This window comes from Vibrio sp. ZF 223 (genome assembly GCF_003050585.1).
In the GTDB taxonomy this organism is placed as follows: domain Bacteria; phylum Pseudomonadota; class Gammaproteobacteria; order Enterobacterales; family Vibrionaceae; genus Vibrio; species Vibrio crassostreae.
This window is the reverse complement of the sequence record NZ_PIGB01000006.1, coordinates 257,292-278,345: the sequence shown is the minus strand read 5'-3', so window position 1 is coordinate 278,345 and position 21,054 is coordinate 257,292. Positions and strand designations below refer to the sequence as shown.

The 21,054-nt window shown below is 43.7% G+C and carries 17 protein-coding genes and 1 other annotated feature; of the genes, 11 read left to right on the top strand and 6 right to left on the bottom strand.

Going from position 1 to position 21,054, the window contains the following annotated elements; genetic code table 11:
• Positions 1 to 56 precede the first annotated feature (56 nt).
• The 5 genes from CWO13_RS14135 (at position 57) to yjjX (ending at position 6,860) form a co-directional block, all read left to right on the top strand.
• Positions 57 to 1,481, top strand: a complete 1,425-nt coding sequence (locus CWO13_RS14135; RefSeq protein ID WP_311195432.1) for a lytic transglycosylase F — start codon at positions 57 to 59, stop codon at positions 1,479 to 1,481.
• A 427-nt stretch (positions 1,482 to 1,908) separates the two neighbouring features.
• Positions 1,909 to 2,244, top strand: a complete 336-nt coding sequence (gene hpf, locus CWO13_RS14130) for a ribosome hibernation-promoting factor, HPF/YfiA family (protein WP_004735034.1) — start codon at positions 1,909 to 1,911, stop codon at positions 2,242 to 2,244.
• A 110-nt stretch (positions 2,245 to 2,354) separates the two neighbouring features.
• Positions 2,355 to 2,476: a sequence feature (Phe leader region), on the top strand.
• Between the two features lie 12 nt (positions 2,477 to 2,488).
• Entirely contained in the window at positions 2,489 to 3,664 is a 1,176-nt protein-coding gene (pheA, locus tag CWO13_RS14125) for a prephenate dehydratase (RefSeq protein WP_019820950.1), read from the top strand.
• 333 nt (positions 3,665 to 3,997) lie between these two features.
• Complete coding sequence (locus CWO13_RS14120; RefSeq protein WP_108083092.1) at positions 3,998 to 6,376, top strand: EAL domain-containing protein; 2,379 nt, start codon at positions 3,998 to 4,000, stop codon at positions 6,374 to 6,376.
• Complete coding sequence (gene yjjX, locus CWO13_RS14115; protein ID WP_107898928.1) at positions 6,339 to 6,860, top strand: inosine/xanthosine triphosphatase; 522 nt, start codon at positions 6,339 to 6,341, stop codon at positions 6,858 to 6,860. Before CWO13_RS14120 ends, yjjX begins: the two co-directional genes overlap by 38 nt.
• Before the next feature lie 105 nt (positions 6,861 to 6,965).
• Here the strand turns inward: yjjX and trpR are convergent, their stop codons facing one another.
• Positions 6,966 to 7,259 (bottom strand): trp operon repressor, encoded by a 294-nt coding sequence (gene trpR / locus CWO13_RS14110; RefSeq protein WP_048658080.1) that lies wholly within the window; start codon positions 7,257 to 7,259, stop codon positions 6,966 to 6,968.
• 172 nt (positions 7,260 to 7,431) lie between these two features.
• Positions 7,432 to 9,381, bottom strand: coding sequence for a murein transglycosylase (gene sltY / locus CWO13_RS14105; RefSeq protein WP_048662122.1), 1,950 nt, complete (start codon positions 9,379 to 9,381; stop codon positions 7,432 to 7,434).
• A 263-nt stretch (positions 9,382 to 9,644) separates the two neighbouring features.
• Here sltY and ettA point away from each other — a divergent pair, with 263 nt between their 5' ends.
• The 3 genes from ettA (at position 9,645) to CWO13_RS14090 (ending at position 12,831) form a co-directional block, all read left to right on the top strand.
• On the top strand, positions 9,645 to 11,312 hold the full coding sequence (gene ettA, locus CWO13_RS14100) for an energy-dependent translational throttle protein EttA (protein WP_017071393.1): 1,668 nt from the start codon (positions 9,645 to 9,647) through the stop codon (positions 11,310 to 11,312).
• Positions 11,313 to 11,402: 90 nt separating this feature from the next.
• The gene (locus CWO13_RS14095) at positions 11,403 to 11,771 is read left to right on the top strand and encodes a PilZ domain-containing protein (protein WP_048658078.1); all 369 of its coding nucleotides are present in this window, start codon (positions 11,403 to 11,405) and stop codon (positions 11,769 to 11,771) included.
• A 49-nt stretch (positions 11,772 to 11,820) separates the two neighbouring features.
• Positions 11,821 to 12,831, top strand: coding sequence for a M23 family metallopeptidase (locus CWO13_RS14090; RefSeq protein WP_048669570.1), 1,011 nt, complete (start codon positions 11,821 to 11,823; stop codon positions 12,829 to 12,831).
• 142 nt (positions 12,832 to 12,973) lie between these two features.
• Here CWO13_RS14090 and tyrA read toward each other — a convergent pair whose 3' ends face one another.
• From tyrA to nagZ, 3 genes are all read right to left on the bottom strand, one after another.
• Positions 12,974 to 14,101, bottom strand: coding sequence for a bifunctional chorismate mutase/prephenate dehydrogenase (tyrA, locus tag CWO13_RS14085; protein ID WP_017071391.1), 1,128 nt, complete (start codon positions 14,099 to 14,101; stop codon positions 12,974 to 12,976).
• Positions 14,102 to 14,202: 101 nt separating this feature from the next.
• Positions 14,203 to 15,276: a 3-deoxy-7-phosphoheptulonate synthase gene (locus tag CWO13_RS14080; RefSeq protein ID WP_017629783.1), complete on the bottom strand. Its 1,074-nt coding sequence runs from the start codon at positions 15,274 to 15,276 to the stop codon at positions 14,203 to 14,205.
• 246 nt (positions 15,277 to 15,522) lie between these two features.
• Complete coding sequence (nagZ, locus tag CWO13_RS14075; protein ID WP_102432235.1) at positions 15,523 to 16,512, bottom strand: beta-N-acetylhexosaminidase; 990 nt, start codon at positions 16,510 to 16,512, stop codon at positions 15,523 to 15,525.
• 121 nt (positions 16,513 to 16,633) lie between these two features.
• On the opposite strand from nagZ, the gene CWO13_RS14070 reads away from it, so the two are divergent.
• Together CWO13_RS14070 and murQ are read left to right on the top strand one after the other, a co-directional pair.
• Complete coding sequence (locus CWO13_RS14070) at positions 16,634 to 17,749, top strand: anhydro-N-acetylmuramic acid kinase (protein ID WP_102432236.1); 1,116 nt, start codon at positions 16,634 to 16,636, stop codon at positions 17,747 to 17,749.
• A gap of 45 nt (positions 17,750 to 17,794) precedes the next feature.
• Positions 17,795 to 18,715, top strand: a complete 921-nt coding sequence (gene murQ / locus CWO13_RS14065; protein WP_048658073.1) for an N-acetylmuramic acid 6-phosphate etherase — start codon at positions 17,795 to 17,797, stop codon at positions 18,713 to 18,715.
• Between the two features lie 91 nt (positions 18,716 to 18,806).
• On the opposite strand, the gene CWO13_RS14060 is transcribed toward murQ, so the two are convergent.
• Positions 18,807 to 19,157, bottom strand: coding sequence for a DUF2799 domain-containing protein (locus tag CWO13_RS14060; RefSeq protein WP_017098352.1), 351 nt, complete (start codon positions 19,155 to 19,157; stop codon positions 18,807 to 18,809).
• Between the two features lie 332 nt (positions 19,158 to 19,489).
• Here CWO13_RS14060 and CWO13_RS14055 point away from each other — a divergent pair, with 332 nt between their 5' ends.
• On the top strand, positions 19,490 to 20,980 hold the full coding sequence (locus CWO13_RS14055; protein WP_048669573.1) for a carbon starvation CstA family protein: 1,491 nt from the start codon (positions 19,490 to 19,492) through the stop codon (positions 20,978 to 20,980).
• The last annotated feature ends 74 nt before the right edge of the window (positions 20,981 to 21,054 follow it).

Below are 21,054 nucleotides of genomic sequence, written 5' to 3'. Positions count from 1 at the left end.
CGCATAATACACGGTATCTTCAAAAGATAACTTTTAACAAAACATCAACATGGAGTGTGGATGTGAGTAGGTTGTTATTATTTATCTGGATATCGCTATTTAGCCAATTATCCTACGCATTAGAACTGTCCCCATTAAGCAATAAGCCTTACATGGGTGATTTGGATGTGCTCAAAACCAAAGGAACGGTTAGAGTGCTCGTATCTGCCGATCTTGGTTTCTATTACATCGAGGATGGTAAGCCAAAAGGCATCGTGGCAGAAATGCTCTACCACTTTGAAAAAAGTCTTCGTAAAAAACACCCCTACCTCAATGTTCAAATCATCCCCGTACAACGAGATGATCTACTTCCCTCTTTAGAATCTGGCTATGGTGATGTCGCTGTCGCGAACCTAACGATCACCGACAAACGATTACGAACCATCGATTTTTCAGATCCGATGATTAAAGATGGTAAAGAACTCATTATCACAGGGAAAAAGGCCGAACCTATCACCGAAATCAAGCAATTGAGCGGCAAAGAGGTGTGGATACGTGCAAGCTCGAGTTACTTCGAGAGTGTACAAAGAATCAATAAAGAGCTTAACAAATTAGGTTTACCACCACTGCATGTCCACTTCATTGAAGAATCACTGCAAGACTACGAGCTGATAGAGTTGGTTAACCAAGGTTATATTCAGGGCACAATTCTGGACAGCCACAAAGCAAAGCTCTGGATAGATGTAATGGAAAACATTCAAGTGCATCATGATTTGCCCTTACGTGAAAATGGCCAAATAGCATGGGCATTGAGAAAAAACAGCCCTCAGTTAAAGAAAGAGATAAACAAATACGTCAAGACTGCACGAACAGGTACCCTACTTGGAAATGTTATCTATCAGAAATACATCGACAACACTCGCTGGTTAGGTCGAGCACTCAACCCAAATAAAATAGACCGAGTGGCTAAGCTGTCAGATGTCTTTGAAAAGTATTCGAGTAAATACGAATTCGACCCTTTGATGATGTCTGCACAAGGTTTCCAAGAGTCTGGGTTGGATCAAAGCAGAGTTTCTCATCGTGGGGCTATTGGTGTGATGCAGGTATTACCAAGTACCGCCAAAGATAAAAACGTCAACATAAAGAACATCCATAAGGTGGATAACAATATCCATGCGGGTGTGAAATACATGCGTTTTATCAAAGACCGATATTTTGACGACCCGGCAATATCACCCGACAATCAAATCTACTTTACCTTGGCTTCTTACAACGCAGGTCCCGCTAAGATCAGAAAGATGAGGCGCCTTGCTAAGCAGAAAGGCTACAACCCAAACATCTGGTTTAAAAACGTAGAAATCATCACTCGCAAGTACGTGAGTAAAGAACCCGTAACCTATGTTGCCAACATCAATCGCTACTTCGTAATCTATAAACAATTACAAGCTATCAATGCCATCCGAGAAGACGGCACAGCGAGATTACTGAACACTAACGATTAGGATCGCCTCAATCAATCCCCAGCTGGAGAGCTAAAGGGGATTAGGTAAGTCTAAAAACACAAAAGCCGCATAAGAAGACTTATGCGGCTTTTGCTTATCTAATTCAGAAGAAGCTTGCGTAGCTATCTATGTCACGAGAGCTACATCACAAAATACTATTGAGCAAATTTCAATCAAGCACTTTCTATAAGCTGTAGGACGCCCCTAAAAACTGGTTTAATTTTTAGCGAAGCCTTGCCTCCAAGTTATCGTTTTCCATAAGGATAACAAGCATTTTCCGCCAAAAAGATACTAAGACTTGCGTGAGATCACATTTGATTTTAATGCTCACTCCATCCAACCAAAAAAAGATCTATATCACATTCTTTATTCCTAAAAGTCGTAATCTGAAGTTAACCCATGAGGGATACAACAGAGGAAAACTTCTATGAAAATGAACATCACTGGTAAAAACATCGACATTACCTCTGCAATCCGTGATCACATAGAAAGCAAATTTAAAAAGCTGGATAAATGGCAAGTAGACATCATTGGCTGCCAAGCGAGCTTTAGCGAAGAACCAAACAAGAAGAAGAAGTTTGAAGCGGTACTAACCGTACCAAAAGGCCAACTTGTTGCTTCATCAATCCATGATGACCTCTACGTAGCTATCAACGAAGTAGAACAAAAACTAGAGCGTCAACTCAACAAGCTACGCCATAAACCAGAAGCGCGCCGCGCTGAAAAGCCTGAAATCGAAGAGCTAGAAGCTGAAGTAGAATAAGGAAAGAGAACAGATTAAAAAATAGCGCCTCAGGGCGCTATTTTTTTGCTTGACGCTCGTAGCTCGCTTGCTTATTGTGTTTAAACATTCATAAAACAATCACTTTTTATGCACACTCAATCTTTGTTTATTTTTGACTTCTTTTTTCTTCCGTAAATCGGAGGCTAAGTCGTTTTAGAAAAACAAGTCAAAAACGAACAAGAAGCCTCCCACACTAGGGAGGCTTTTTTATAAGGACACATTTATGACTGACAGCTCAATTTCACTGGATGATATCCGCCTTCGTCTTAATGATTTAGACGACGAACTCCTGAAGTTACTTTCGGAGCGTCGCAAGCTAAGTATCGAAGTTGCTAAAAGCAAGGTAGAGACATCAAAACCAGTTCGTGATGCAGTACGAGAGCAACAACTATTAGTTAAGCTGATCAACAATGGCAAAGATAAATACGAACTTGATGCGCAGTACATTACCAAGCTGTTTCACACCATCATCGAAGACTCCGTTTTACTGCAGCAGTCATACTTACAAAATCTAGCGAACCCGCAAAGTCGTAAACCATTGGCTCGCGTTGCATTCTTGGGTTCTAAGGGATCGTACTCTCACCTTGCGAGTCGCGAATACTTCAGCCGTAAGAATATGGAGTTGATTGAGTTAAACTGTAATCACTTCAAAGAAGTAGCCTCTACGGTAGAATCTGGCCATGCCGACTACGGTGTACTACCTATTGAAAACACCAGTTCAGGTTCGATTAACGAAGTGTATGACCTACTTCAACACACAACGCTTTACATTGTTGGTGAGCTTTCTCAACCAATCGAACACTGCCTAGTGGCGAAAAGTGATATCCGTTTAGAAGACATCAAAACGCTTTACTCGCACCCACAACCACATCAGCAGTGCAGCGAGTTCTTGAGCCGTCTTAAAGATGTAACCCTTGAGTCTTGTGCCAGCACAGCTGACGCCATGAAGAAGGTGAAAGATCTGGACGGTGATGATGTTGCTGCAATTGGTAATGCGTCTAGCGGCAAGCTTTATGGACTTCAGCCAATTCAAGGCAACATTGCAAACCAAACAGAGAACCACACACGTTTCATCGTGGTAGCTCGTAAGCCTGTTGAAGTGTCAACTCAAATACCTGCAAAAACGACGCTCATCATGTCGACTTCTCAAGAAGCAGGTTCTTTGGTCGAGACACTACTGATTCTGCAACGCTTGGGTATCAACATGACCAAGCTAGAGTCTCGTCCTATTATGGGTAACCCTTGGGAAGAGATGTTCTATGTCGATTTAGAAGCACATCTGGATTCAGATAATATGCAGCAAGCAATCACTGAATTAACAGCCATAACTCGTCACCTGAAAGTGTTAGGTTGCTACCCAAGTGAGAATATCAAAGCGACTCAAGTTAAGTTGTCATAGCTGAGAGGGAGTATCAGCTTTTAGCTAACATAAGTATTTGGCCTACAGTAGGCCAAATACTTAAATCACCATTTAGTCGAATACTATTCGGTCTAAGAACACTTACCCTAGCATGCCTAAAACACAATTCACTTGTTTCGCACATTCGGCACGCTTCTCCCCTCCACTGCTTAAGTATTTCTAACAAAAAACCCATTAGTGGCTTTTTTATCAATAAAGACAAAACCTTACACCCTTCACAGGAAATCATCGAACTACGTGTAATTAATAGCGAGTAAGCATTAAGTAACATAAACTTACGCGCTTAAATTATAAATAGTGTTGTCATTAACTATGAAGCTAAGTACTAAAATCTTACTACTGATAACCCCTGTGATACTGATCAGTACCGCGGCTTCTAGCTATATTATTTATTCGACGCAAAAAAGCAGCTTCATCAAACGCGAAGACAACGCACTTCAGCTCAACATGGAAAAACTAGCCGGATACTTTCGTCAATCTCGTTCTTTTCTCAATAGCTACTCTTACACCTTGACCCAAAGCGATATGGTGAAAGGTTATTTTCTCACTGACCAAAATCTATCTCGCGATCTTGAACTGGTTAGTAACCTTCGAGCAGCTATAGATTTCCTGCAAGATGACGATGAGAGCTATACGGGTTTAGCACTTCTTAATGCTGACCGAAAACTGCGTTACTACGCAGATAATAGCAACGACTCACGCACTCAAATTGACAGTAAGATATTGGAGTATGTTGACCAGCACTATCAAGACACCCTAGCAACATCGAGTACCAACTATATTCAAAACTCCCAAGGCGAAGGGATGTTGGTTCACTATGAAAAGGTAGATAGAAAAGCGATTTTTCCAACCGAAAGTAATCAACCAAGCGATGTATTCTTTGTTGTTGTATCTGTTTCTCTCGACAAGTTTAATGCGCTTAGAAAACAGATAGAGTTCGACTACCAAACCAGCTTGTTTTTCACATCCATAGCGATTTCTTTGGAAAATGATGTCACCCATTCAGTCAAGCTGGCTCCAGAACTATACGCCACGGTCGATCCGGCGCAATTCCTGTTGGAAAACAAGCTCGATTCCATATGGAACAAGCTGAGTTTGTCGTTTGCACTGTCTGCTTTTGTGACTGTCGCTTTACTACTCATACTTCTGTCTCGCACTGTGATTACTCCGATAACACGGCTTGATCGACAACTACAGCAAGTAGAAAAAAAACAACGGAAGAACATTGAACGCTTAGGCACTCGAGATGAGCTTGGCCGACTATCACAGCGTTTTTATGACATGTACCAAGAGCTAGATAACACCTACCAACAAACCAAGCTCTTGGCCGAGAATGATCAGTTAACCCAAATCGCCAACAGGCATCAGTTTCAAACCTTCGTTCAGCAATCGTTGCCAAAACCGAGTTCAAATACCGAAACTTGGGTTCTCTACTTTGATTTGGATAACTTCAAGTTTGTGAACGATAAATATGGGCATCAAATCGGCGACTCGATTCTGGTCTCTTTTGCTCAGCGTATTTCAGATATTTGTCGCCACTATCAAACGGAGTTCGATGCTCATTGCATGCCAGCCCGACTTTCTGGTGACGAATTCGTGGTGTACATTAACGCTCCTAGTCACCGAGGAAATGTCGCGCATCGATTTTCGAGTGATTTACTGACTCCCTTACAAAAAGGGTTTATAACCGAATCAGGAAGCTTTCCGATCACGGTCAGTATTGGTATTGCGACCTACCCTAATGATGGCGATTCAATCGAGAAGCTACTGTCGAACGCGGATACCGCAATGTATCAAGCAAAGCGTGCAGGCAAAAACCAATTTGCTGACTATTCACGGGATTTAGACAAAGCGATTCAACGCCAAGCAAACATTGAACGTGCGCTTAGAGACAAAAATTTTGATGAAGAGTTTAGACTCGTTTATATGCCCTATATGGATTCAACCGGCGCGCATATTATTGGGGTTGAGGTACTATTACGCTGGGACTCGAAACTGTTGGGAGTAGTTCCGCCCGATGAATTCATTCCAATTGCCGAGCAAACTGGGTTATTCGAGCAAGTTGATCGTTGGGTAATTCAGAATGCGTTTGCTTCTTTTTACCGACTTCAGGCTCAATTTGACCACTCAATTCAGCTGTCGATTAACTTATCTTCTGCTGGGATTGAAACCACACACCTTGCCGATTTCATTAAAACACACGCAAAAATCAATCATATTCCACCAAGTTTGATTGATTTTGAAATTACCGAGACCTTTTATTCGAATTCGGAAGGCTTTCCGTTGCTCAACGAATTGGCGGGGATGGGCTATCGATTAGCAATTGATGACTTTGGTTCCGGTTATACCTCTATCACTCAACTGGTGCAGTATCCAACTCAAAAAATTAAATTAGATAAAGCGTTTTTGGATACCTTGATTGAGACCGATAACCAGAACATCGTAAAACCTGTGATTGGACTATGTCATGCTCAGGGGAAAAAGGTCACCGCCGAAGGGATTGAAACTCAAGGCATGCACCAGTGGTTACAGGATGCGCAGTGCGATATGCTGCAAGGCTATTACTTTGGTAAACCTATGCCATTAGAAGAGTTGAGTGACTGGTACCAACAACATCAACTCAATCTACTCGACAACAAAAAGAATCCGACACATGAAATCTGTAATCATCGCATCGCTGAACCCAGCTAAAATTAACGCCGTTAAAAGTGCGTTCTTATCTGCTTTTCCTGATACTGAATTTGATTTCAAAGGCATCAGCGTCCCTAGTGGCGTTGCCGATCAACCGATGAGTAATGATGAAACCTATCAAGGGGCGGTGAACCGCGTGCACAACGCAACGCAAGCGCAGCCCTATGCTGACTTTTATGTTGGCCTAGAAGCAGGAATAGAAAAAAACGTCACCTTTGCTTGGATGGTTATCGAAGCGAATGGTCAACGTGGAGAGTCTCGTTCAGCTAGCCTTATGTTGCCACCAGCCGTGCTTGATAAGTTAGAGTATGCAAACGAGCTCGGAGATGTAATGGATGAAGTGTTTGGTACCGATAATATCAAACAGAAAGGTGGAGCAATTGGCCTACTGACACATAATCAACTGTCTCGCAGTTCAGTGTATCATCAGGCTTTAATTTTAGCGCTGATCCCATTTGTGAACCCTGAGCACTTTCCTGTTTAGTGCTTCGTTAAACTTAGAAAGGTTCTGAAAACAATCTTCAGAAACAAAAAACGCTAACAGTTAGTTAGCGTTTTTTATCGAACTCTTACTTTAACAACTTAGTGACTATTTGAGTAGTAGATCCGCAATCACGGCTTTCTCTTGTTCCGATTTTGCCTTTAGCTCATTCGAACCTCTGGTTATCGTCGCTACGCCTACTCCCAGCATTTGACTCACCTGTCGTTGAGACAGATCGCCTTTCATCAACTCACAGAAGATATTAATTCGAGCAACCAGAGCATCTCGCTCGTCTGGTGTCATCATCATGGTCAACAACAGTTCGTGCTGATCTTTTTCGACAGCCGTCTTTACCAAGTCCATCAGTTGTTGCCAATTATCATATTCAGGTTGTGATGCCATATCTCTACACTTACTTTTAAATTCTGACTTTAAAGAGTCGCTTAACAATTGAAAGCGTTTAACACTTTATACCGAAACACTTGATGCGATCCAATGTAAAAAGGCAGTAAGTGGAAATGGTTCGCACTCACTGCCTTTATTCTTACTCAGTTTCGGGCCAAATGCCGAAGCCTTAGTATTTCATTTTTGCTTCATGGGGAGCTAAAAATGTCCCTTTCTCACCCAAGATATCTCGATAGTAGGTCTCAAACATCAAGATATTCTGAACGTAGCCCCGAGTCTCTTTGAATGGGATCATTTCAATAAATGCAAAAGCATCGAGTTTTTCATCGCTGCGTGAACGCCACTGTTTAACACGGCTAGGACCTGCATTATAAGCGGCAAAAGCAAAGATACGGTTGTCATCATATTGAGCTAATAAGCCATCTAAGTAGTGGCTACCAATCTCAATGTTCTTGCCGACATCATAAAGATCATCGCTGCCCTGATACTTAATTTTATGTTTGTTAGCCGTGTATTGCGCCGTCTTCGGCATAATTTGCATGATTCCACGCGCGCCAACAGGGGAGCGAGCCTCTGAATCCATCGCACTCTCTTGTCTTGCTAAAGACATCAAGGTGATTGGGTCAATATCATGTTTTTCTGCATAGAAGTTAAACCACCACTTATGAGCAACAGGGAAACGTAATGCAATGTTGTCCCACATCTTCGCTGAGATACTCGCCGTCACGGTAAAGTGATTCCAACGTTGCGTCGCAGCATGAGCCGCAAGCATCGCTTTTTGGTCTTTGTCTACGTTGCTTAGTAACCAACTCCACTCACTCTTCGCTGCCGCAATTTTATCTCGGTCAATCAGCTCACCAATACGCACCAAAGAGGTGTCGAATGGCTTGACTGTTTCAGCATTGTATTTAAGTGTCGATGTTGGGTATTCGACAGACTTACCTAACTGCTTAGCCGCAGCTACACTGTAGAAATTACGCTGACCCAAGATATCTGACAATCGCTTATTTCCTTTGTCAGTATCGCCCGTCGCGATTTCAGCTCTGCCCTGCCAATATTGCCAACGAAGCGAAGCCTGATGCTTGTCATCCAAGCGCGCTATCCACTCTTTCAAACCCGTCCAATCGGCATGTTGAATCGCTAAGCGAGCACGTCGTTCGAGCAGAACTTGCTTTGATGAACTCGCGAGCATCTGGTCTCGCCACGCCATCAACTCTTCAGAATCGGTGTTAATCAAACGAAACGTTAGGTAATCAGCAAGCTCTTGAGACTTCTCTTTCGAGAACTTTTGAGCCTTGATGACGTCATCAAACACCTCTTGAGCGCTGCTTGATGACTTCCTTGCTAACTTCTCGAAAGCAAACTCGGTTTGCGCTTGGTAGAATTCATTTGCTGGGTGCTTGTTAGCAAATTCGAGCACGTTTTCAGGCTTGTTGTACAACGCCTTCATCTGCTTAGCTTGAGCAATTGAATCATCATGATCCAATTGCTTGATCAGGTAGCTCATCAGCTTGCCGTTACGGCCTTCAAACGCTAATAACATTCTATCTAGGATGAGTTCATCCGTTCTTAAACCGGCTTGATCCCAACTTTTAAATAAAGGGTCACAGGCATCATCAACACCACTGCCACTCAACCAAAGCTGTTTCGCCCCTTTAAAGGCGAGCTCTTTGTTACCTTGCTCGTAATGCGCTCGATAATAGATGCATTGATATTTTTCACCGACAGGCTCTTTAGTTTGAAATTCAAGGATGGTCTTCCACTGTTTTTGAGAAGCCAATGAATCCAGGTAAGGTGCGCGCATTCGATTAGAAAATGGCAGTGCCTTATTCTCTTCAATGAAAGCATCCACCTCAGCAGGTGTGCGATCACCTAAGCCAATCAGAAAGGCTCGATAATCGGTGTAAGGTGTTAAAGGATATGTTTGAATTTTGTTGCGCAGCGCGGAGTAAGCTTTTAGATCACGGTTGTCTAAAACCTCTTGCGCTCTATCATAAACATCACGCTGCATTTCAAGCTCAGAGGCGTTGCTAGCCATAGCCATCGGAGCCAGTGAAAATGAAGACAAAATTGCTGATGCAGCCACAGCAATTTTCGTATTACCAATGCGGAAAAACATTCGCTCTTTCCTTAGTGCGTGTATGAATACGTGAAGTCTATTTACGCCCGACATCACATCAAATGTAAAGGATTTGAGTGTAAATACTATTAATATTTAACACTTCGCCTCAGAAGCTTATTAAATATAGTTTTAATGACCAATGTGACAATAATAGGTAAGGATTAGTTCAAGAATGGCTTTTCTGACCTAGGAGTAACATCTTTAGGGATATTGGTATAAAATAGCAGACAATTTTGAACAATAATTAGGATCGATCGGCAATGGCTGAATACGTATATACCATGTCTCGGGTGAGCAAAACTGTTCCACCTAAGCGTCAAATTCTTAAAGACATTTCTCTTAGCTTTTTTCCTGGCGCTAAAATCGGTGTTTTGGGTCTAAATGGTTCAGGTAAATCTACCCTACTACGTATCATGGCTGGTATTGATACTGATATTGATGGTGAAGCTCGTGCACAGCAAGGCCTTAAAGTAGGTTACCTACCGCAAGAACCTGTACTAGACGAATCAAAAACCGTTCGTGAGATCGTAGAAGAAGCGGTTTCTGACGTTGCTGACGCACTTAAGCGTATCGATGCAGTCTACGCAGCTTACGCAGAACCGGATGCAGACTTCGATGCACTAGCAAAAGAGCAAGGCGAACTAGAAGCACTGATTCAAGCAAAAGACGGCCACAACCTAGAAACAGCTCTAGAGCGTGCTGCTGACGCACTTCGTCTTCCTGAGTGGGATGCGAAAATTGAATTCCTATCAGGTGGTGAGCGTCGTCGTGTTGCTATCTGTCGTCTACTTCTTGAAAAGCCAGACATGCTGCTTCTTGATGAACCAACCAACCACTTGGATGCCGAATCAGTAGCATGGCTTGAGCACTTCCTAGTCGATTACAGCGGTACTGTTGTGGCGATTACCCACGACCGTTACTTCCTAGACAACGCTGCAGGCTGGATTCTAGAACTTGACCGTGGTGAAGGTATCCCATGGGAAGGTAACTACACGTCTTGGCTAGAGCAAAAAGACGAGCGTCTTAAGCAAGAAAAAGCGGGCGAAAGCGCACGTCAAAAGACAATCGAGAAAGAACTTGAATGGGTTCGTCAAAACCCTAAAGGCCGTCAAGCTAAGTCTAAAGCTCGTATGGCTCGTTTTGAAGAACTGACTACTGGCCAATACCAAAAGCGTAACGAAACCAACGAACTGTTCATCCCGCCAGGTGAGCGTTTAGGTGACAAAGTTCTTGAAGTGAACAACCTGACTAAGTCGTTTGGTGACCGCGTTCTTATCGATGACCTATCGTTCAGCATGCCTAAGGGCGCTATCGTCGGTATCGTTGGTGCCAACGGTGCAGGTAAATCAACACTATTCAAGATGCTAAGCGGTGCAGAACAACCAGATTCAGGTTCAGTTGTATTAGGTGAGACTGTTAAGCTTGCTTCTGTTGATCAGTTCCGTGACAGCATGGACGACACTAAGACAGTATTCCAAGAGATCTCTGAAGGCGCTGATATCATTAAGATCAACAACTTCGAAATCCCTGCGCGTGCTTACTGTTCTCGTTTCAACTTTAAAGGCAACGACCAACAGAAGATCATCGGTGAGCTTTCTGGTGGTGAACGTAACCGTGTTCACTTAGCTAAACTGCTAAAAGCGGGCGGTAACGTACTGTTACTCGATGAACCGACCAACGACCTTGACGTTGAAACGCTACGTGCTCTTGAAGAAGCACTGCTTGAATTCCCTGGCTGTGCAATGGTTATCTCGCATGACCGTTGGTTCCTTGACCGTATTGCGACCCATATCTTAGACTACCGTGATGAAGGTCAAGTTAACTTCTACGAAGGTAACTATACTGAGTACACTGAGTGGCTTAAGCAGACTCTGGGCGCTCAAGCGGCAGAACCGCACCGCATCAAGTACAAGCGTATCGCTAAGTAAATAAGCTTGTATTTTGAACAAAGGCCGCGATAATAGCGGCCTTTGATATATCTGGCTTACGTGTTATGCATCGATATAGAGAGATCACTTATGGTTGAAAGACGTCAATTTTCACGAGTTATTTATCAAGTCCCGACTGAGATCTCACAAGGGCAAGTAAATGTATCAGGCTCAGTGCAAGACTTATCACTCCATGGTTTACTCATTCAATGCAATGAATCAAAACAACTTAGCCATGATATCCCTGTTCAAGTGAGCTTTAAGCTCGAAAGCAGTGATATCAATATTCAGTTAGAAGCAACGATAGTCTCTACCATCAATACCTCAATGCGTTTACGCATAGAGCATTTAGATATTGATAGTATTAGCCACCTTAAGCGCCTTGTGGAGCTTAACGTTGGTGACGATGAACTGCTTTATAGAGAGATTGAACACCTTACCGATTTAGGTAGAGAGTGATATCTCCATTACCCTTTTTCTATTAGAAGCATTTAGTTAATACAGAACCATGTCTAAAAAAATTTCCATCACTATTCCCTCTAGTCAGGGGGAACAGACGTTTTACTTCGGCCGAAAAGCCGTGCTCATGTGCACCACTGCCATTTTTTCAGTACCGTTACTGATTAGCGGAGCGGCGTACATGCACTTCGAGAGTAAACAAGAACTCGCGATGCAAGCAGGTGACGCACAAGAGTTGATTGAAACTCTGATTGTTGAAAAAGAGCAAACTGAGTTTCTTTATGCTGAGCAAGTAGAAACCAACCATTCGCTATCGCAAACACTGACTGAGAAAGAAGGCACGATTCAACTGCTTGGTAAGCGTGTATTCGATGTGGAATCAGTACTTGGTCTTGCTGATGAAGAGCTGCTTACCGATGATGCATCTTTAGAAGATCGTATTGATGCGGCTGCAGTCGATTCAGCAGTAAGAGCCACGATGTTCCGTTTGATTCCAAACGACAGCCCGATGGCTTATCAACGTATCTCTTCTTCTTATGGTAGCCGCACTAACCCTATTTCAGGTAAACGCCACGTACATACTGGTATCGATCTAACGTGTAAGCGTGGTGAAGATATTGTGGCGCCCGCAGATGGAGTCATTGAAACAGTACGCCCAAGTAAAAAAGGCTTCGGCAACTTTATCACTATGCGTCACTCGTTTGGTTTCATGAGTTCTTATGCGCACCTACAGAAGTTCAAGGTACGTAGCGGTCAGTTTGTAAGTAAAGGCGATGTCATTGCGAGCTGTGGTAATTCAGGTAACTCAACCGGCCCACACTTGCATTATGAAGTACGCTTCCTTGGCCGTTCGTTGAACCCTCAATACTTGATGGATTGGACACCGGAAAACTTCAACTACGTATTCGAAAAAGAGAAAAAGGTTAAGTGGGGCCCACTGGTTCAGCTGATTGATAATGTGGTTCGTTTGCAGATCAACCTGACTAACGTGCCTTACATTAGCTCAACCATCGACACCGTATCGAGTGAAGATAGTAAGAAACCTATTACGACTAACTAGACACAGCTAACTAGAACCTGTTGATTTGGCCTATGATGATCTAATTGCATTTAGCCTACAGTAGGCCAAATGCTTTCATAGCGTTCAACACAAACAAAAAGAGCGACCATCAGGTCGCTCTTTTTTATGATTTCAAATCGTATTAACCACGATGAATCGAGTCATGTGCTTGTTTTAGAAGACTTTGGCTCTCTTGCAAAAATTGTTGTGAGTAGTCACCAAACCAATCACTCACTTGGTTGAAGCTCTCAACAAACTTGGCTTTATCTTTGCCATCTAGGATTTCTAACGCCTCTCCGAAACAGCTATGGAAGCGTCGAATCATTTCAATGTTCTCATCTGAAGAGAGAATGATGTCACCGTACAGGTTCGGGTCTTGAGCAAACAAACGACCAACCATCGCAATCTCAAGTCGGTAGATTGGCGAGCTTAGCTTCAGAAGTTGATCAATGTTCGGGTTCTCTTTACTCAGGTGCAAGCCGTAAGCAAAAGAGGTGAAGTGACGAAGTGCTTGAATCAAGGTCATACCGTGATCGTGTTCAGCTGCATCCATCTGACATAGGCTCGCACCCCAGATACCAAATTGATTCAGTAGCCATTGGTAGCTTTCAGAACCACGACCATCACTGTAGACAATCACCTGCTTAGCAAGGCTAGGAACATCAGGACCAAACATTGGGTGCAATCCAACCACTGGGCCTTGGTGCATGTCCATCATTGCTTGTAGCGGTTTTGACTTAATCGATGTTAAATCACAAAGAATACAATCGCTTGGTAGGTTACCTAGTTTTGCAATCACACCTTCCGTTAGGTGAATTGGAACCGTAACAACAACAAGGCCAGCATTATCTAAGATTTCGTCGGCCTTATCCCAATCTTGGCTGCCGAGGATTTTCACTTCGTAGCCAGACAGTTTGAACATACGACCAAACAAGCCACCAAGTTGACCATTACCACCAACGATAACCACTGAACGTAACTCTGGGTTTAGACACTTAAAACCAGAATCTTTCTCACTGGCATAAGACTCACGCATAGTACGACGCAAAATATCTTCGATTAGCTGTGGTGGAACCCCTATTTTCTCGGCTTCTTGACGACGAGATGCCAGCATTGCAGCCTCACGCTCTGGTACATAAATAGGTAAACCATGTTCACTTTTTACTTCACCGACTTTCTCTACTAGAGCCAATCGCTGAGCAAGTAAATCCAACATTTGTTTATCGACAGCATCGATTTGGTCGCGTAATTCGTTCAGTTCAACGGCCATTTTATTCCTTACTAATCTATAAGCCCCTACTAACGCTGAGTTCGCTAGTAACAGATCTTAAAATGCCCCATTAGATGAGGCACTTAAATTTAAAACTCTGACTAACCTTTCAAACGGTTCTCTAAGAACGGGACTAATTCCGTATGTGCATGCTTCAATAGTGCCTCAGTTGAATCCCAATTGATACACGCGTCGGTAATAGATACGCCGTATTTCATCTCATTGAGAGGTATATCCGAAGATTGGTTTCCTTCGTTAATATGGCTTTCAATCATAAGGCCGATAATCGACTTGTTGCCTTCACGAATTTGGTGAATCACATCTTCTGCAACTAGAGGTTGGCGGCGGAAATCTTTGCGAGAGTTCGCGTGGCTACAGTCGACCATTAGCGCAGCCTCTAAGCCAGATTTACCCAGCTCTTGCTCACATTCGTGTACCGATACTGAATCGTAGTTCGTCTGCTTACCGCCACGTAAAATCACGTGACCGTTTGGGTTACCTTGCGTTGTTAGTAGTGCAACTTGACCTTCGCGACTAATACCCATGAAACGGTGGCTAGAAGAAGCCGCCTGCATTGCATTGATTGCTGTACCTAAGTTGCCATCGGTGCCGTTTTTAAAACCGATTGGCATTGAAAGACCACTTGCCATCTCACGGTGAGTTTGCGATTCAGTAGTACGAGCGCCAATCGCCGCCCAACTGAAGGTATCTGCTAGGTATTGCGGGCTGATTGGATCTAGTGCTTCTGTTGCGAGTGGAATTTCCATCTCAGCAAGTTCAACCAGCAGCTCACGACCAACATGCAGACCGTGCTCAATATCGAAAGTGCCATCTAGATGAGGGTCATTAATCAAACCTTTCCAACCAACAGTAGTACGAGGCTTTTCAAAGTAAACACGCATTACAATATACAGTTGATCGCTCAGTTCTTCAGAAAGTGCTTTTAGGCGTTTCGCATACTCTTTCGCAGCTTCAATGTCATGGATAGAACATGGACCACATACAACAAGCATACGATGATCTTTCTTATGAATGATGTTTGCGATAGTTTGACGAGACTCTTGAATGAAACGACGAGCATTATCACTCAAAGGCAGTTTTGCTTTTAACTCCTCAGGAGTAATCAGTACCTGTTCGTCGATGATATTGACATTGCTTAATTCACTTTTCTGCATAACTCAACCTGTATATTTATTTTTACACCCAACATTTCCATTTGGGCTAACAATCTTTAAAAACACAATAACAGCTACAAAAACGATTGCAAGTGTAAACAATAAAAAACATTTAATGTAAATATAAATTTACATCCCATCTTTAGCTCGTTCTGAGGCACAAATAGGCCTTAACCACACCAAGCACATACAAAAAAGGCGATATCTTTAATATCGCCTTCTTAAAACTTATAGAGTGTTTATTTATCACCCAGCGTTTAACATCCGCTTAATTTGCTCTGAGGCCTCTTTCCATCGGCTATCCGAGTGAAGCGTCGGTAAATCAAAGCTGTGCTTTTTAAACAATGAGTTGGCTAAAGGCACTTCTTGAATCGCTAAGTGATCAAGAGCCTCAATTTGTGCATCTCGTTTATTACACATCAACACCATGTCACACCCCGCATTCAAGGCCGCTTTCGCTCTGTCGGCTGGTCCGCCCATAATAGCAGCACCTTCCATGGTTAAGTCGTCCGAGAATATTAGGCCTTTAAAGCCAAGTTTTTGTCTCAATACTTTCTGTAGCCAATACTGAGAGCCACTTGCTGGTTGATCATCATAATGAGAGAACACCACATGTGCAGGCATCATGGCATCCAATATTCCGGCTTCAATTTGCGCCTTGAAGATTGCCATGTCGGTTTCAAAGATGTCGTCTCTAGGGTCATATGGCGTCTCTAAGTGTGAGTCAGCAATTACGCCACCGTGTCCAGGGAAGTGTTTTCCTGTTGTCGCCATGCCAACCGACTTCATGCCTTTGATGAACGCGCTGCTATGACGAACGATGGTCTCAATATCTTCACCAAACGCTCGGCTACCAATTGCTTTACAGTCGTGGCCTTTATCTAATACTGGCGCAAAGCTCAGGTCGATATCATGGGCAATCAATTCCGCCGCCATCAGCCAACCCGCTTGTTCTGCTAACTGTTCGCCATTATTCTTAGTCGCGAATTCTTGAGCTGCTGGGATAATTGAAAAGCCATCACGGAAACGCTGTACTCGTCCGCCTTCTTGGTCAACGCCGATTAAAATAGGACGTTTTGCAACTTTGCGAATCTCTTTATTTAACGCCGATAACTGTTTGCTATCGTGGTAGTTTCGAGCAAATAAGATGAGACCACCAACAGTTGGGTGCTCCAAAATCTCTCTGTCTTCAGCTGTCAGCTCGTAGCCTGCAACATCAACCCACAACGGTCCCATATTTATCCCTTATTAAACCTAATTTCATAAACTTCCCGAGATTATTCTCTTTAAATTTGCTTTACAATGTTTTTAAACCAATCTGTGGAAGACTTTAGGAATGCAGTGCAAGAGCTTAGGAATGGATCATAAAGAACTGTATATCGGCGTGATGTCGGGGACGAGTATGGACGGCGTTGATACTGCTTTAGTTTCGATTGAAGATACGCGTATCACATTACTCGCTCATGATGAGTTCCCAATGCCTGATGATCTCAAAGCGCGTCTGCTTGAGGTGTGTATTGGTCAGAAAACGGATTTGATTGCTATTGGCGAACTCGACCACCAGCTTGGCCATCTATTTGCTGATGCGGTTCTGCAACTTCTCGACAAGTCAGACACACCTGCATCTTCTGTGACTGCGATTGGTAATCATGGCCAAACGGTGTTTCATCAGCCAACAGGCGAATCTCCATTTACCATGCAGCTGGGTGATGCCAACATCATTGCCGCTAAAACACAGATTCAAACCGTCGCTGATTTTAGACGTAAAGACATGGCATTAGGCGGACAAGGTGCACCGTTAGTCCCCGCCTTCCACCACACTATTTTTCACCCGCAAGACAGCTCAGTTGTAGTGTTGAATATTGGTGGTATCTCGAATATTTCAGTACTGCGCCCGAATCAGCCAACGCTTGGTTATGATACTGGCCCGGGCAATATGTTGATGGACGCTTGGGTTGATAAACATACGGGTAAGAAGTTTGACCGTGATGCGCAATTCGCACTTAAAGGCCAACTTAATCAAGCTTTACTCGAACAGCTGTTGAATGAATCTTATCTATCTCAATTACCACCCAAAAGTACCGGTAGAGAGTTGTTTAACCTACCGTGGCTAGAACAACAGCTTACAGAATTTAAAGACCTTGCAGCAGAAGATGTGCAACGCACGCTTTGTGAATACACGGCATTGACGATAGCCAATGAAGTGGAAACTTATCGCTTGGGTAACCAACCTGCACTCTATGTGTGTGGTGGCGGTACGAGAAACCCATTGTTGATGAAAAGGTTGGCTGAATTGCTTCCGAGTTGGGAAGTGGAATCGACCACCAGTAAAGGCGTTGATGCCGATTATATGGAAGCTATGGCCTTTGCGTGGCTTGCCCAACGCCATGTTCATCAACTGCCAAGCAATTTACCAGAAGTGACTGGCGCAAGTAGAGCTGCCTCTCTAGGCGTTCTCTATCGTGCTGACTAAACCATTTTAGAACCATCATTTTAGAATCACCATTTAAGGATCATTATGAGTAACGACGCTCTCATATCAGCGCTCTCGCACCTCGTTTCGGAGGGGAGAAACCCTGATACTATGGATATTGATCTGCTCACCTCTCTCGAAGTGGTTGAAAAGATTAACCAACAAGACAAACAAGTCCCACTGGCGATTGAAGCGGAACTGCCGCAGATCGCGAAAGCGGTTGATAAAATTGCTCATGCCTTTCAAAACGGTGGTCGACTGATTTATATGGGCGCAGGCACCAGTGGTCGATTAGGTGTGTTGGACGCATCAGAATGCCCACCGACTTTCGGTGTTTCAGACAAAATGGTTATCGGCCTAATTGCAGGTGGACCAGAGGCGATTTTAAAAGCCAAAGAAGGCGCAGAAGACTCGCTGACTCTCGGTATTGAAGATCTGAAAGCGATTCAATTTTCAGAAAATGATGTCGTGGTGGGTATAGCTGCCAGTGGTCGCACACCTTACGTGATTGGTGCACTCAACTATGCCAATCAGCTTGGCGCGGTGACCGTTGCATTGTCTTGTAACCCTGATTCTCCAATTGCTGAAATCGCTCAAATCGCAATTAGCCCGGTGGTTGGCCCAGAAGCATTGACTGGTTCAACACGACTCAAATCAGGTACAGCACAAAAGCTGGTGCTTAATATGCTAACGACTGCCAGCATGATTCGTATCGGTAAGAGCTACCAAAATCTGATGGTCGACGTAAAAGCGACCAATGAAAAGTTGGTTGCCCGCGCTGCTCGTATCGTTATCCAAGCAACTGAATGCGACAAAGCGCTGGCAGTCTCGACACTTAAAACGACTGATTACGATGTGAAGTTGTCTATTTTGATGATTCTAACCGGGCTAGATTTAGAATTGGCCAAGGCTCAGCTTGATAAGCAAAATGGTTTCTTGAGAAAAGCAGTCGAGAATAATCAGTAATCTGCTTCTGTTACTCTCACTACAAACAAAAAGACCAGTACACATGCGGTACTGGTCTTTTTAGTTTTAATTTTTTATCGCTAGCTTGGGCTTAATAGTCGTTTGAGAACTCATCCCAGCCACGTTGCCATTCCATGCGGAAACGTTGAGCGTCTTCCGTACCAGAGCACACGCCTTCATACACCTGACCAGATAAACCAATCTGATAAGCATGGTTCGGATTACAATATTCAGTCACACCTAGATGGTAACCTTCTGTGTAACTCGCTTGATCGACTGCGCCAAGCTCAGTCATCTCTGAATACGAACGCTGAGTGTGACCTTTGATGCCATCACGATAGCCAATCTCTTGCCAATTGCCCTCAGCGGCTAAATCTTGAACATTGGCGCTGCATCCTGCAAGGCTAAATGCCACGGCGAATAGTGCGATTATTTTTTTCATTTCAGTCCTTTATATTTACCTAGCCACTTCCTGACGAAGCGTTACCTTTATGGTGATTCTCCGCTGAACACTGGCTGATGTCCACTTATGTCTGTTATCTGCCACTGATATCTATTGGTTACCGCTTAAAGCTGATAAATCACAACTTGCCAGAAGCAAGAGCCTTCTCAACACGAATAACCAACCGCTCTACAAACGTAGCAAACCACTCAATCAGTTATAACACCACTTAATTGACTATTCGACCACTCACTCTCATAGCGGAAGTTTCTTTTCATACTCTTCTTTAATATACACCCTGACTTAATTAATACATTCAGGGATAACAAATTATGATGTGGTTTCTTACCTGTGTTGCAGCACTCATTGGTGGCTACTTTATTTACGGTGCCTTTATCGAGAAGATTTTCGGTATCAATGAAAAGCGTCAAACACCCGCTCACACTAAGCAAGATGGCGTGGACTACGTTCCAATGTCGACACCAAAGGTTTACCTAGTTCAACTGCTTAACATTGCAGGTGTAGGTCCAATCTTCGGACCTATCATGGGTGCCCTTTACGGCCCAGCAGCGATGCTTTGGATCGTGCTAGGTTGTATCTTCGCAGGTGCAGTACACGACTACTTCTCAGGTATGTTATCTATCCGTAATGGTGGTGCTTCGGTTCCAACCATCACTGGACGTTACCTAGGCAATGGCGCAAAACACTTTATGAACATCTTTGCCATTGTTCTACTGCTTCTTGTTGGTGTGGTATTTGTTTCTGCTCCTGCAGGCATGATCACTAACCTAGTGAACGACCAAACTGATTTCGCGATGTCTGCAACAACCATGGTTGTTATCATCTTTGCTTACTACATCATCGCAACGATTGTCCCTGTCGATAAAATCATTGGTCGTTTCTACCCACTGTTCGGTGCACTACTTATCTTCATGTCTGTTGGCCTAATCACTGCGATTGGTCTATCTGACGAGCACCAAATCATGGGTGGCTTCGAGATGAAAGACATGTTCACCAACATGAACCCGAATGACCTACCACTTTGGCCTGCTCTATTCATCACTATCGCTTGTGGTGCAATCTCTGGCTTCCACGCAACTCAGTCACCACTGATGGCGCGTTGTATGGAAAACGAGAAGAACGGTCGCTTCGTATTCTATGGTGCAATGATTGGTGAAGGCATCATCGCTCTAATCTGGTGTGCACTTGCTCTTTCATTCTTCGGTTCAGTTGAGTCTCTATCAGACGCAATTGCAAACGGCGGCCCAGGTAACGTGGTATACAGCGCTTCATTTGGTCTACTGGGTGTATTCGGCGGTATCCTTGCTTTCCTTGGCGTGGTTATCCTACCAATCACTTCTGGTGACACAGCATTCCGTTCAAGCCGTCTTATCCTTGCTGAATACTTCAACATGGAACAGAAAACACTGCGTAACCGCCTACTGATGGCTCTGCCACTGTTCGTTATCGGTGGCATCTTGACTCAAGTTGATTTCGGTATCATCTGGCGCTACTTCGGTTTTGCTAACCAATCAACAGCTGTAATGATGTTATGGACAGCTTCGGCTTACCTACTTCGTCACAATAAACTGCACTGGGTAACTACGGTTCCAGCTGTGTTCATGACATCTGTATGTATCACATTCATCCTGAACAACAGCCAACTAGGCTTCGGTCTACCAATGCAAATCTCGACCATCATTGGTGTGGTGAGTGCACTTGGTATTGCGGCTTACGTTATCAAGATATCAAAAGGCAAAGGTGATATCGACCTTGCTGATGAAGAAGAGAAAGAAGCAAAAGGCGTAACCAAAACTGCCTAGTTCTTTCAGACTTTGAATAAAAGAGACACGTCTTCATTGAGAGACAAAACAACAGCCAAACACACTTCGCTTGC

Bases quoted from the DNA above. Each gene is read 5' to 3' on its own strand.
- hpf (WP_004735034.1), top strand. From the start codon at position 1,909: ATGAAAATGAACATCACTGGTAAAAACATCGACATTACCTCTGCAATC.
- pheA (WP_019820950.1), top strand. From the start codon at position 2,489: ATGACTGACAGCTCAATTTCACTGGATGATATCCGCCTTCGTCTTAAT.
- CWO13_RS14120 (WP_108083092.1), top strand. From the start codon at position 3,998: ATGAAGCTAAGTACTAAAATCTTACTACTGATAACCCCTGTGATACTG.
- yjjX (WP_107898928.1), top strand. From the start codon at position 6,339: ATGAAATCTGTAATCATCGCATCGCTGAACCCAGCTAAAATTAACGCC.
- trpR (WP_048658080.1), bottom strand. From the start codon at position 7,259: ATGGCATCACAACCTGAATATGATAATTGGCAACAACTGATGGACTTG.
- sltY (WP_048662122.1), bottom strand. From the start codon at position 9,381: ATGTTTTTCCGCATTGGTAATACGAAAATTGCTGTGGCTGCATCAGCA.
- ettA (WP_017071393.1), top strand. From the start codon at position 9,645: ATGGCTGAATACGTATATACCATGTCTCGGGTGAGCAAAACTGTTCCA.
- CWO13_RS14095 (WP_048658078.1), top strand. From the start codon at position 11,403: ATGGTTGAAAGACGTCAATTTTCACGAGTTATTTATCAAGTCCCGACT.
- CWO13_RS14090 (WP_048669570.1), top strand. From the start codon at position 11,821: ATGTCTAAAAAAATTTCCATCACTATTCCCTCTAGTCAGGGGGAACAG.
- tyrA (WP_017071391.1), bottom strand. From the start codon at position 14,101: ATGGCCGTTGAACTGAACGAATTACGCGACCAAATCGATGCTGTCGAT.
- CWO13_RS14080 (WP_017629783.1), bottom strand. From the start codon at position 15,276: ATGCAGAAAAGTGAATTAAGCAATGTCAATATCATCGACGAACAGGTA.
- nagZ (WP_102432235.1), bottom strand. From the start codon at position 16,512: ATGGGACCGTTGTGGGTTGATGTTGCAGGCTACGAGCTGACAGCTGAA.
- CWO13_RS14070 (WP_102432236.1), top strand. From the start codon at position 16,634: ATGGATCATAAAGAACTGTATATCGGCGTGATGTCGGGGACGAGTATG.
- murQ (WP_048658073.1), top strand. From the start codon at position 17,795: ATGAGTAACGACGCTCTCATATCAGCGCTCTCGCACCTCGTTTCGGAG.
- CWO13_RS14060 (WP_017098352.1), bottom strand. From the start codon at position 19,157: ATGAAAAAAATAATCGCACTATTCGCCGTGGCATTTAGCCTTGCAGGA.
- CWO13_RS14055 (WP_048669573.1), top strand. From the start codon at position 19,490: ATGATGTGGTTTCTTACCTGTGTTGCAGCACTCATTGGTGGCTACTTT.